The organism is Acinetobacter sp. YH12218 (assembly GCF_013417925.1).
Classification (GTDB): Bacteria; Pseudomonadota; Gammaproteobacteria; order Pseudomonadales; family Moraxellaceae; genus Acinetobacter; species Acinetobacter amyesii.
On the sequence record NZ_VPDB01000077.1, the window covers coordinates 1 to 12,840 of the forward strand.

Consider the following 12,840-nt stretch of genomic DNA (forward strand, 5'->3'; position numbering starts at 1 on the left):
TTCAGTTTAAAATCAATAGTACATATAGTGTACCAATCTTGGCTCATCAATTACTGACAAAAATTTGCTCAAATAAACTTCGAGTAATTTCTACCATCAATCAATGAAAATAATTTCGATCAATCAACTAGTAAAAATCCACACAAGTTGTTCTTCATAATCTCTTAATGATCTTCTTGTTGGTTCGTCACCAGCAAGCTAGGTCGGCTATATTACTCTTTATTTCTAAAGAGTCAACCAGTAATTCAAATTATTTTTAAACTTATCAAATAAAACCCAACTTAATCAATTCAACCAAGTCATTGTTTTATCAGAAGTTTTAATCTTCATCACCGCCGATGGATGTGCATTCTACAGCATTTCACATTCGTTGCAACACCTTTTTCCATTTATTTTTAGTTTTTCATTACGTTTGTTTATTTATTCTACTAAATCAAATTTTTTTACTATTTTTTGAGCATAAAAGGGACAATATTTCCATATTTGTCCGTTAATTTATCTTTTTCATTCTTTTCTTGCCATTTTAAAGCTCGACAATCGACATATTCACAGTAACCACCTTCCCCACACTCGATTTCGTCGTTGATTTTGATTTGATAGTTAAAGCTTCCTGCATAGCCTGCGCCGAGTCCAAATTTAAAATCCCCACGACTCTGCGCTTGTATATGTATTTTCAGTTTGTCATTTTGGTAAATCCATTCAAATTCACGTGGCAAATACATTTTTTGCAAATTTGGGGTTTTAACAACGGGATAAACGCGCATGACTTTAAAGAACACACCTTGGTCTGCCATGAACACTTGCTGCTGATTTAAATCTCTTAGATATAAACGCGAACTCAAAATATTGTTATAACGATCTCGCGTTTGCATAAAGATAATTTGACGCTGTCGGCTAAGGTTGATTACCTGATGGGTATAAAACGCTAAAGGTAAATATGGAAACTTGCGTATTTGTGCATAAGACAAAACAGCCAACTGATTTACATCATACATCTGGCCCTGAAATTTGATTTGACCTTCACATTGACACATCACTGACCAATATTCAGCAAGACCTAATCTTAATTTAATTAAACACGAGGAAATATCGGTAGTTTGCACGGACAAATCTAAACTGAGTTCAGTATCTGCTCGATGGATTTGAAATACCGCTCCATCCCAACCGATCTGCTCTTTATCTCTAAATTTAAAGACGGTATCACTCAGACTACAGTCATCTTTAATGGAATATGATTGTAATTGACCAACCATATGACCGCTCACACTGGTCATTACTGTGGCTGTATTGAGTTCGTCTTGTTGAATGGACGCAGGATTTTGAAAAGCAGGAATCTGAGGCTGCCCGAGCCAACTCATAAAGTTAAGATAATGTAATGGCGCAGGAAGATTCGGTAGACAAAGTCCATAATGGACTGAAGGATAAGGCGTATTCGGCGCATGTAAATTTATTTTTTTATGTTGTAAATCTGGAGCTTGATTCAGTCGCCTTGATTGATCCAAGAAATCTTGAAATATCTGCATATCAAGCTCCTTTTCATTTTTTTATTTCATGCTTTAACTCATGCTTCTGCCTTTTTTGCCATTAAGGTGGTGACAAAACCAGACAATGCATAAATCACTGAAATAATTAAAATACCCATTGGAATATTATACGTTACAGCTGCTAAAACAAAGACGATTATTGGTAACACGGCAAATGGAACACGGCGACGATCCACCGTTTTAAATGAATAGTATTTTACATTTGAGATCATCAATAGACCCACTGCAATAATCACTACCGCATTAAAAATCTGAATACCTATTTCGCGTAAGTCGAAGACCGCAGGGATATCCATACCTACCCATACCAATGAAATAATCATAACGGCTGCGAGTGGACTTGCAACACCAATAAAGTAACGTTTATCGACGACCCCAATTTGTACGTTAAAACGTGCCAAACGGAAGGCTGCACATGCGGTGTAAACAAAACATGCTGCCAGGCCAATACGGCCTAAGTCATTTAGACTCCAGCTATACATTAAAATGGCAGGTGCAACACCAAATGCTAGCAAGTCTGATAAGGAGTCAAACTGTTCACCAAATGGACTTTGTGCGCCGATAGCACGTGCGACACGTCCATCCAAACCATCAAATAATGCTGCAAGAAAAATAGCATAAATGGCTTGTTGAAATTCACCATTCATACTGGCAATTATTGAATAAAAGCCGGATAACAACGCTGCGGTTGTAATCAAGTTTGGCCACAGATAGATCCCACGACGTTTCACTTTATGCCCTTCATGGGTGTGCTCCTCTTCTTCAACTTCAAATGTAATGCCATCAAATGCATTTTCATCCTTCGAAGAAATTTCCCGCTCAGGTTTATTTGTATTTGTCATTGTTCGATCCTAACTGTGACCTTTCTTTTTCAAGTTTAAAATTATTCGCCAACTAACCAACGTACGGCTGCATGACCACCATTTTCATTCATACGAAGATGTGGGAACAACCATTGTAATGCTTCATCCGCATCCTGAGAGAATTTCCAAGGTGGGTTAATCACCAATAAACCACAACCATTTAGACCGACTGGAGTGTCATCTGGCCATACACAAATTTCGCAAACCAACTGACGACGAATGCCGGTTTTGTACATTTTCTTTTCAAAACGTTCAATCATCGCGCGGTCTTTAATTGGATACCATACCGCAAAAACGCCTGTCGGCCATTTTTTATAAGCAGCCACCAATAATTCTACAAGCTGTGGAAAATCTTTACGTTCTAATTCGTAAGGCGGGTCAATCATGACCAAACCACGCTTTTCTTTTGGTGGAATTACGCCCAATAAACCTTCGTAAGCATCACGCTCATGCAAGCCTGCACGTTTATCAAAAATATTGTGGCGCAATTGTTGGAACACATCACGCTGCATTTCAAAAATCGTGGCTTTATCAGTTTCACGCATGCCTTCGAGCGCAAACCATGGAGAGCCTGGGTAAGCGCCTTTACCAAAGTTTTCACGCATTTTTTCAACAACTTTTAAATATTGTTGAACACCTTCAGGCGCATTGCGTTTAATCGAATCATCGAGCTTAACTAAACGATGAATACCATTTAAAAACTCACCTGATTTCTGTGCTTCAGAGGTCGAAAGATCATATTTACCTGCACCACCATGTGTATCTACATAGCGATAAGGTTTATCTTTTGCATTCAGTCGACTTAATAACTGAAGCAGCAAAACGTGCTTCATCACGTCGGCAAAATTGCCTGCATGGAAATGGTGACGGTAATTCATGTTTCTTTAATTCCTGATATCAACGGACATTTTAGCATGAAAAATAGTTTCATTCCGATGCTATTCTTGCTCTAGAATACGTCACCTTTTTTTCCACAACTTTATGGATCGTATATGGAAACAGCCTTTCTCCCAAAGTCTTGGCCGGTTGATCAAATCCTCGATGATTTAGATCAACACGGGTTTAGCATTATTGATGACGCTTATCCTGCTGAATATATACATGCACTTGTTGAAGAATGTATGTCAAATTTAAATAAATTTCGGGATGCAGCCGTACAAAATGGGGTCATCAGTAAAATTAGAAGTGATCATATTTTATGGATTAACGACACATTAGATGTCGCACAAGAACACGTTCAAGCCTTACAACATTTATCAGAACAATTTAATCGCGCATTTTTTTCTGGCATTCACGAAGTCGAAGCACATTTTGCCTGTTATAACGCAGGTGAATTTTATGCCCTGCATAAAGATAATCCTCAAGGCAAAAATGGACGTGTCATTTCAGCGGTTTATTATTTACATGAACATTGGCAAGCCGACTGGGGCGGTGAATTGCGCTTACAAGATAAGAATGATGTTTGGCATATTTTAGAACCTAAACCGAATCGCATTGCGTTATTCCAAAGTGACCTATTACACGAGGTACTCGAAGCCAAACATCAACGTTTATCGATTACGGCTTGGCTGCGTAATGACAACACGATGTGGTAATTCGATATTCCTCCTTTAAATCCCTTAAACTATCCTCATATATGAGTCATTCATAGATGAGGATGTACCCGATGCGTCAAAACAGTCAACAAATCATTCAGCGTATTGGCGAAACCGATCAATTATTTCTACAAGGCAACAGCCCTGAACTTGCCCTTGAGCGTGCTGACTTACGTCTGCAATTGGTTGGCTTAAGCAAGAACCATCAAGAACAAGTGTATTTTCTGCAAGAAGCCATTGTTCTGCTTGAACAAAGCCGGATTGAATTTGAAGAAATGCCGATAGAGCTATACATCAATCTGTCTGTGCATTTAGCCAAAGCTTATATGGTATTTTTTGAAATCACCCAAGAGCAGCGCTATGCCCTGATTACCCAGCAGATTATGAAACCGATGTCCAAAGCTGAGCATGGCGACATCTACTTCTACTTGGCCTATGCCTCTGCGGTAAAACAGGAACCTGCGTTAACCCGCCACTGGTTAAATAAATACTGCAAATCTCAAGAATTCAAACTCACAACTTTACTTGAGCATCCTGCATTTAATCCTTATCGCCAAGAAGATTGGTTTGCAGAATTACGCCAAAGCAAACTGCACTAAATAAAAAAACACCTCCGAAGAGGTGTTTTTTTATTTGTGGAGAAATGAAATCTATGCCGGCTGCAGCTTATATGCATCCATATGTAACTGTTGATTCAGCTCATCAATCCAAATAGCCCAATCATCATCTTGTACTAAATGACTGATTAGAAAATCACGCTGCGCTTTATTCCAAAACGGCGCATCATGTAAATTTTCACTTGCAGCAAGCTGATGCGTACGGACGTATAACTCGATCGCAGCTGGACTGCTGGCTAACCCCAATTGAGAAAACAATAAAGCTAAGGATGGTTTATTTTGATTGAGCATCTCGCCCTCCTTATCAACTAATCTGTCATTTATTATTTAATTAACTTATATGATGAAGCTAAAAAAACCTAGCGATAAAACTAGGTTTGTTGTTTCAAATTGTATTTAGATTTTGCATGATCCTGAAAGCTTATGTTCTGTATGCAATTGTTCATTTAAAATATCGACCACCATGGCCCAGTCATCATCTTTTTTCCAATGACTAATAATAAAGTCGCGCTGTGACTTCGTCCAAAATGGCGCTTCATGCAATGGAACATCCATGGTGATTTGATGCGTTTCGATAAATTGATCGATGCCTTCCGGACTTGCATCCAACCCCAATTGTTCAAAAAATAGTTCCAACGTCGGTTGTTGATCAAACATTGCCGTTCTCCTCAAGCCAAAAACATTTCTTCCATCTTCATAGTTATCTGTTTAATTGACTTTGTCAGTTGCAACAGCATCTCAACGTGTTATTTTTTGTTCAAAACTTAAGCGTGGTATTTTTCGCAGGCCATAAAAAAGCACCCCAAATGGAGTGCTTTTTTTATAATTTAATTTAAAAAATTAAATTATTTAACCATGTCAGCAACTGCTGCACGTTCTTCTTCAAGCTCGTTTAGAGTGACGTTGATACGTTCACGGCTGAATTCGTCGATTTCAAGACCTTGAACGATTTTGTATTCGCCGTTTTCAGTTGTTACAGGGAAACCGAACATTACGCCTTCAGGAATACCATAAGAACCGTCAGAAGGAATACCCATAGTTACCCATTTGCCGTTTGTGCCAAGAGCCCAATCGCGCATATGGTCGATTGCAGCGTTTGCAGCAGAAGCAGCAGAAGAAAGACCACGCGCTTCGATGATCGCAGCACCACGTTTACCAACAGTTGGAAGGAATACGTCTTTGTTCCAAGCAGCATCGTTGATTTTGTCTTTTAAGCTTTCGCCGTTTACATTTGCAAAACGGTAGTCAGCATACATTGTTGGAGAGTGGTTACCCCAAACTGTCATGTTTTCGATGTCAGAAACTGCAACACCCGCTTTTTGAGCAAGTTGAGTTAACGCACGGTTGTGGTCAAGACGTAACATTGCTGTGAAGTTTTTCGCTGGAAGATCTGGAGCAGATTTCATTGCGATGTAAGCGTTAGTGTTTGCAGGGTTACCTACAACAAGAACTTTAACGTCACGGCTAGCAACTTCGTTAAGCGCTTGGCCTTGACCGATGAAGATTTCACCGTTTACTTTAAGAAGGTCAGCACGTTCCATACCAGGACCACGTGGACGTGAACCTACAAGAAGAGCGTAGTCAGCATCTTTGAATGCAACTTTAGGATCATCAGTACCGATCATACCTTCTAAAAGAGGGAATGCGCAGTCATCAAGTTCCATCATTACGCCTTTAAGCGCTTGTTGAGCTTTCTCAACTGGAATTTCTAATAATTGAAGGATAACTGGTTGGTCTTTACCCAACATTTCACCGCTTGCGATACGGAATAATAAGCTATAACCGATTTGACCAGCTGCGCCAGTAACGGCAACACGAACTGCTTGCTTCATGTAATTATCTCCAATTGAGGAAGGTCATAATGATTAAATAGCTGTTCTATCTAATCTTAATAATCATAAACGGCAAAGATTGTACTCCAATCTTTTGACGCTTGCATGTAAAAGAGAATGCTTTTCAACAAAAGTATGATAGGAAATATAAATAAAATGCCGAAAAAAGCTTAGAAAGAACCTTTAATTATGAAAGTTGCAGGACAATTTCCGACGATAGTCGCAGGGCAACTTTTGTACTGACCATTGTTTTTATAGCAAATTTTAATCTCAGTCAGCAGACTACCACCACGGGTTTGCATACAGTTAAATTCAATACTTTGTGATACCAATCCGCTGTTCATACGCAACATTTTATTACGCAAGACATTGGCTTGAATGGATTGGGTTTCTTGACTGGTCAATTCATCTGGAATTTTTAGCTTATCTGCATGATTAATAATGGTTCTGAAATACTGGCTAGCATTCATTGGGACACAGCCGCCGGTAGTGTGCCAAAGAGCCACGCGAGCATTTTCATCAGGCATAATCCGTGCAACCACTTTCGCTTGCAACGGAGAAAGTTTAGCTGAACTATTGGTCGTGCAATCACGTGTAGAGGTTTCTGGATATAGACCCGTGATATTGAGTGAATACCCTTCTAAACATTTACGTTTTTTACTTTTTAATGGGTCATAGGCGCAAACAGCAGGCACCATTTGCACATCCATCACATACCCTTTTACAACCGGTGCAGCCGAAAGCATAGACATACCAAAGCCTGCACCACTGCCGATGAGCAGTGATGTCAGTATTCGATAAGCAGGTCTAATGTCCATTTTCGGCATTCATCATTTACCCATATTGCGCCTAAAAACAGGCGCATCTTGCTTTAAAATTTATTGCGCATTCCGTAATGGAATCATTTGCATTCTTTTTTCAATCGATTGTGGCCCCTGACCTAATAAAAGGCCGTAATGGGTTGCATTGGTCATCACATGTTTTACATAGTCTCGAGTTTCCGTTAATGGAATCGATTCCGTATATTGATCCGCTGCAATTGCTTGATATTCAGGCTGCCAGCGTCGAGCACGATTTGGACCCGCATTGTAACCTGCGGTCGCTAAGACTGGACTATTACTCAATTGACGTTGAATCATCGATAAATAGAAAGTGCCATAACGAATATTGGTATTCATATCCGTTAATGCAGCGGGGTTATAACTCTCCCCCATCTGACGAGCCACCAATTTTGCGGTGTCTGGCATAATTTGCATTAAACCACCGGCACCGACATGTGAACGTGCGCTAGTGACAAACCGACTTTCTTGACGCATCAAACCATAAGCCCATGCAGGGTCAATGCCGGCATTACGACTATGACTCACCACATAATTTTGATGCGGCATAGCATAACGTAAAGCATAATTGTGCTGTTTAGTGGTTCGATCTGCCGCATAAATCGCCCGATCATACCACCCCATATCGGTTGCACGTTTAGCTGCGGCAAGAATCATGCCATCATCATGCTTTAAATAGGCTTGACGCACTGCCCAGTTCCATTCACGGTTAATATAGCTGTCAGATGCATTAATATTGCGCAATGCAAAGGCACGACGGAAGTGAATATCCTGACTGAGACGCTGCGCATCTTGTGACGAAGGCTGCACATTTGACGGAATATTGTTATAAGACTGACCAATTTTGTCACGTGCTAACAAATTATGGTAATCATCGCCAACGGCAAGCTTGCGATAAATGTCTTGAGCCGCACGTTTAGATGAGGCATCTCCACGTTGTTCAGATGCTCGTGCTAACCAATATTGCCAACGGTCTTCCTGCTTTTGCGAAACGCTCATCGCATCAATTGCACGAATGACACTTTCCCATGCGCCAAAACGAATGGCTTGTCGCGCATAAATCTCGGCTTCTTCTGCACTAAAAGGCAGTCCATAACTCAAATCAAGATAATTTAGAACTTCACGGTTGAAATTATTTTTCATTACCGTTGTACCACCGATATACCCGACACTACGGTATAGGGCTTTTTGTACATCGGCTGGTGTGCCTTCTGCTGCACGTTTCACCGAAGAAATCGCGCCATTTAAGTCGCTATCGGCCAAGCGACCCATCGCATAAATCAGGTATGCATGATCTTCAGCTGTGGCTTTGGGTGCAGACCATAAATAATTCAGTGGATTGGCTTGAATGGTGTTGAGTTGTGACAAATTAATATTTACGCCAATGGTTTGCGCAGTCGCAATCGCTTGTCCTGACTGACCCGCTCTTAACTGTCCCCACATCCGTTGATGGCGGTCATCTTGAGTCATTAAAGGACTCGACAGCATCATACGGCCCAAGCCCGTACACGAGTCAGGTTGTGAGTTTGTGGTCAACCATACATCTTTAAATTCTGCGTAGACCAGAGGGTCGCCCGACTTTGCGCGGACTTGAGCCATGGCACATGTTTCAGCACGGTCAGCATTAGTCACATATTGCAAGACAGGCTGTGCTGTAGCGAAATCAGCTTGTTTGACTTTTTCTTCAACATAATCTGCGGCTAATTTTTCTGCCATTGCCGAATTTGGATAGCGCTGTGCAAAATTAATAATGGCACTTGCTGGCTGTGAAGCCAAATTGTTATTCAGTAACCAATATTCTGGATAATAGCCCAAAACGTCATTTTGCATGGATGATTGGTATTGTTGTAATAAACTAATATTGCCTGCATTCGCAGCACGTAAAGCATCGTTAAACTGCTCATCTGCGGCTTGGACAAACGCAGAAATTCCGGAGAGCCCGACACTCAAAGCAAGTAATTTAGCGTAATTTTTCTGTTTAAAATTATGTTTTAACATCCACTTGCCTTCTTTCATGTCATTCTGCTCAGTTACAGCACATCGAACTTTGTTTAGGAATTAGTTTAATAATTCTAAACTCTGCATTGTGTTCTGTTATGTAACCTTATGATTAGCCAATATTAATTTTCAAACATTTTTACTTCATAAATCAATATGGCAGAGTTGTAATTTTAGGCTGTAAGTTTCTAGTGAATTACTGCTAAAATATTGCCCATTCTTAAAATCCCCTTTTTGACCTCCGCAGCTGCACAATTCAATTGATTGAATTGTCTGTCAGCCACGTATGGTTATTGATTTTCATAAAATTCCTTTAGGAGCCTACATGACGGTTCAAACCTTCATCCCCAATAGTGCCCAAGCTGCCCCAGATAACACTGTTACCCAGCCACAGCACACCCCAGCTCAAGATGGAGCAGTGAAAAAACTGTACATCGAAACGCAAGGGTGTCAGATGAATGAGTATGACAGTCAACGTATGGGCGACCTTTTAGGTGATTCTCACGGCTATGTGCTGACGAACGACCCTAAAGAAGCGGATATTCTCCTGATGAATACCTGCTCTATCCGTGAAAAAGCACAAGAAAAAGTATTTTCTGAGTTAGGCCGCTGGCGCAAACTGAAAGAAAAGAATCCTGATCTTGTGATTGGTGTCGGTGGTTGTGTGGCATCTCAAGAAGGCGACAACATTCAAAAACGTGCGCCTTATGTCGATATGGTCTTTGGCCCACAAACTTTGCATCGTTTACCACAAATGCTCGATCAGCATACTGAGCAAGTGGTCAAACCAAAAAAAGAAAAAATTCAGTTGGTGGATATTTCATTCCCTGACATTGAAAAATTCGACTTTTTGCCGGAACCGCGTGTAGAAGGGTTTAAAGCCTTTGTTTCTATCATGGAAGGCTGTTCTAAATACTGTTCATTCTGCGTAGTTCCTTATACCCGTGGTGAAGAGGTTTCTCGCCCACTCGATGACGTATTGGCTGAAATTGCCACTTTAGCTGAAAAAGGCGTACGTGAAATTTCATTACTCGGCCAAAACGTGAATGGCTACCGTGGTGAAACTTTTGAAGGGGAAATCTGTACCTTTGCAGACTTATTACGTTTAGTTGCTGAGATTCCAGGGATTGGTCGTATTCGTTACACCACATCGCACCCGCTTGAATTTAACGATGACTTGATTCAATGCTACCGTGACTTACCGCAAATGGTTTCTCACTTGCATCTACCGGTTCAAAGTGGTTCGAATGACGTTCTACAAGCCATGAAACGTAACCACACGATTGATGTATATATCGATAAAATTGCTAAATTACGTCAAGTTCGCCCTGATATGCATTTATCTAGCGACTTTATTATTGGCTTTCCGGGTGAGACTGACGAAAACTTCGAAGAAACTTATCAATTTATCCAAGATATGGATTTCGATCATTCATACAGTTTCATCTACTCAAAACGTCCGGGTACTCCTGCTTCAGAACTTGAAGACACGACCCCTGAAGATGTGAAAAAAGAACGTCTTGCAAAAGTTCAACAATGGATTAAACAATCTAGTATTGATAAAACTGATGCAATGCTAGGAACCATTCAACGTGTCTTGATTGAGTCTGTTTCAGACAAAGATCCGAACTTGCTGATTGGTACTGCAGACAATACACGTTTGGTTAGCTTTATCGGTGATCCTGCATGGGTTGGGCGTTTTGCAGAGATTGAAGTGACCGATATTAAAACTTTGAAGTTTGTTTACGGTGAACTCTTGAATCTTGAGCCTGACGTGGCGTAATGTAAGCTTAATCGTCAGACCAATTTAAAGGAATTCTCTTGACTGCAGCGATTCGACGTACTGTAACTTTTGCTGGTATTCCACTTGACCGTTTACAAAGCATGCTTGGTGCCTATAACGGTCATCTCAAACAAATTGAACAACGTTTAGATGTCAAAATTTCTCATCGTGCAGATGCTTTTTTTATCGATGGGGAAATCGATGCGGTAGAGAGAGCCGAAAGTCTCCTTCACCGTCTTTATGAAGAGTCCGAAACCAATCCACAGATTAGTGCGGACATTTTACACATGATGATTCAAGGCAGTCAGACTGACCGCGAAATTCAGGAAGATTTTTCTGAAAATGAGCATACCGGTTTAGACAATGTTTATCTACAAACCCGTAAAGGTCGAATCAATCCACGTGGTGCCAATCAAAAACGCTATGTACAGCGTATTTTACAAAGCGATATTTCATTTGGTATCGGCCCAGCGGGTACAGGTAAAACTTATCTCGCGGTCGCCGCTGCTGTAGATATGCTAGAACGTAACGAAATTCAACGCATTTTATTGGTTCGCCCTGCGGTTGAAGCCGGTGAAAAATTGGGTTTTTTACCCGGTGATTTGAGCCAAAAAATTGACCCTTACTTACGTCCGCTATATGACGCTTTGTATGAAATGCTCGGTTTTGAAAAAGTCGCAAAACTAATTGAACGTCAAGTGATTGAAGTTGCACCACTGGCCTACATGCGTGGTCGTACCTTAAATCATTCTTTTGTGATTTTAGATGAAGCACAGAACACTACCCCTGAACAGATGAAAATGTTCCTCACCCGTTTAGGCTTTGGTTCTCGAGCGGTGATCACGGGCGACATTACACAGGTCGATTTACCTCGTGGTCAACAATCTGGTTTGGCACATGCCTTACGTGTGATTGAAAAAATCAAAGAAATTCATATTACTCGCTTCCACTCTCGTGACGTGGTACGTCATCAATTGGTTCAAAAAATTGTTGAAGCCTATGAGGGATGGGACAGCGAACAACATCGCCTTACAGCTGAACAACGTGCAGAACGTAAAGCACGTCAGGAAGCCTTGGTGGCGGACAATGATGCTAAAGCTGATGGGCAGCATCAAGACGAAAACATTTAAGGATTCATTTTGAAACTTAATCTCTCCTTGCAGCAAAATTTTCAGTCACCTGAATTGGTGGTGAAACGTGCGCATATCAAAAAAGTCGTGGAAACGGCTTTACGTCATATCGATACACAAAGTGATTGTGAGATCGGTATTGCATGTGTGGACAATGACGAAAGCCACAAATTGAACTTGGAATATCGTGGTAAAGACAAACCGACTAATGTGTTGTCTTTTCCGAGCGATCTCCCCGATGAAATGGCTGCAGTTTTAGACTCATTTCCGATTGGCGACTTGGTGATTTGTATTCCTGTGGTTCTTCGTGAAGCACAAGAACAAAGCAAAGCACCCCTGACCCACTTTACGCATATGCTGGTACACGGTACGTTGCATCTCATGGGCTATGACCATGAAACCTCTGATGAAGATGCTGAAGAAATGGAAGCTTTGGAGATCGAGATTTTAGCCAAATTAGGGTTTGATAACCCTTATCTGGAAAGAGATTAAGAACAAAAAAGCGAGCTACGGCCACTGCTGTCCCATAGTTTGCTTTAAATAAAAAAACCTGAGTCCTAACAGTTAAAATATGAGTGCAAACAAACACTTTAACGACCAGGATTCAGGTTTTGTCACATCAGAATACCGTATTTCATG

Annotated in this window: 13 protein-coding genes; 5 read left to right on the forward strand and 8 right to left on the reverse strand. The window is 40.8% G+C overall.

Features of this window, described 5'->3' with window-relative positions:
- Window positions 1–446: 446 nt before the first annotated feature.
- The 3 genes from FTV03_RS15210 to FTV03_RS15220 are packed head-to-tail and all read right to left on the reverse strand — an operon-like array spanning window position 447 to window position 3,285.
- Window positions 447–1,523 carry a DUF6670 family protein gene (locus FTV03_RS15210; RefSeq protein WP_180042062.1) on the reverse strand — a complete coding sequence of 359 codons (1,077 nt, stop codon included), beginning with the start codon at window positions 1,521–1,523 and terminating at the stop codon, window positions 447–449.
- A 38-nt stretch (window positions 1,524–1,561) separates the two neighbouring features.
- Complete coding sequence (gene pssA, locus FTV03_RS15215; protein WP_180010549.1) at window positions 1,562–2,386, reverse strand: CDP-diacylglycerol--serine O-phosphatidyltransferase; 825 nt, start codon at window positions 2,384–2,386, stop codon at window positions 1,562–1,564.
- A 41-nt stretch (window positions 2,387–2,427) separates the two neighbouring features.
- A complete protein-coding gene (locus tag FTV03_RS15220) occupies window positions 2,428–3,285 on the reverse strand; it encodes a 23S rRNA (adenine(2030)-N(6))-methyltransferase RlmJ (RefSeq protein WP_168379141.1) in 858 nt (285 codons plus the stop codon).
- A gap of 114 nt (window positions 3,286–3,399) precedes the next feature.
- Here FTV03_RS15220 and FTV03_RS15225 point away from each other — a divergent pair, with 114 nt between their 5' ends.
- Both FTV03_RS15225 and FTV03_RS15230 read left to right on the forward strand, forming a co-directional pair.
- Complete coding sequence (locus tag FTV03_RS15225) at window positions 3,400–4,002, forward strand: 2OG-Fe(II) oxygenase (RefSeq protein ID WP_180008392.1); 603 nt, start codon at window positions 3,400–3,402, stop codon at window positions 4,000–4,002.
- 71 nt (window positions 4,003–4,073) lie between these two features.
- A complete protein-coding gene (locus FTV03_RS15230) occupies window positions 4,074–4,601 on the forward strand; it encodes a hypothetical protein (protein ID WP_180008394.1) in 528 nt (175 codons plus the stop codon).
- Between the two features lie 51 nt (window positions 4,602–4,652).
- On the opposite strand, the gene FTV03_RS15235 is transcribed toward FTV03_RS15230, so the two are convergent.
- From FTV03_RS15235 to FTV03_RS15255, 5 genes are all read right to left on the reverse strand, one after another.
- Window positions 4,653–4,910, reverse strand: coding sequence for a DUF2789 family protein (locus FTV03_RS15235; protein ID WP_078189234.1), 258 nt, complete (start codon window positions 4,908–4,910; stop codon window positions 4,653–4,655).
- Window positions 4,911–5,015: 105 nt separating this feature from the next.
- On the reverse strand, window positions 5,016–5,276 hold the full coding sequence (locus FTV03_RS15240; RefSeq protein ID WP_078189235.1) for a DUF2789 family protein: 261 nt from the start codon (window positions 5,274–5,276) through the stop codon (window positions 5,016–5,018).
- A 188-nt stretch (window positions 5,277–5,464) separates the two neighbouring features.
- On the reverse strand, window positions 5,465–6,451 hold the full coding sequence (locus FTV03_RS15245; RefSeq protein ID WP_180008396.1) for a malate dehydrogenase: 987 nt from the start codon (window positions 6,449–6,451) through the stop codon (window positions 5,465–5,467).
- Between the two features lie 170 nt (window positions 6,452–6,621).
- Entirely contained in the window at window positions 6,622–7,203 is a 582-nt protein-coding gene (locus tag FTV03_RS15250; protein ID WP_257220819.1) for a ribonuclease I, read from the reverse strand.
- Window positions 7,204–7,329: 126 nt separating this feature from the next.
- Window positions 7,330–9,306: a lytic transglycosylase domain-containing protein gene (locus FTV03_RS15255; protein ID WP_180008400.1), complete on the reverse strand. Its 1,977-nt coding sequence runs from the start codon at window positions 9,304–9,306 to the stop codon at window positions 7,330–7,332.
- 307 nt (window positions 9,307–9,613) lie between these two features.
- On the opposite strand from FTV03_RS15255, the gene miaB reads away from it, so the two are divergent.
- From miaB to ybeY, 3 genes are read left to right on the forward strand one after another with little or no spacing between them, the layout of a single operon-like run.
- On the forward strand, window positions 9,614–11,071 hold the full coding sequence (miaB, locus tag FTV03_RS15260; protein WP_078192429.1) for a tRNA (N6-isopentenyl adenosine(37)-C2)-methylthiotransferase MiaB: 1,458 nt from the start codon (window positions 9,614–9,616) through the stop codon (window positions 11,069–11,071).
- Window positions 11,072–11,109: 38 nt separating this feature from the next.
- On the forward strand, window positions 11,110–12,201 hold the full coding sequence (locus FTV03_RS15265; RefSeq protein ID WP_180003481.1) for a PhoH family protein: 1,092 nt from the start codon (window positions 11,110–11,112) through the stop codon (window positions 12,199–12,201).
- A 9-nt stretch (window positions 12,202–12,210) separates the two neighbouring features.
- Window positions 12,211–12,693, forward strand: coding sequence for an rRNA maturation RNase YbeY (ybeY, locus tag FTV03_RS15270; RefSeq protein WP_078192431.1), 483 nt, complete (start codon window positions 12,211–12,213; stop codon window positions 12,691–12,693).
- Window positions 12,694–12,840 lie beyond the last annotated feature (147 nt).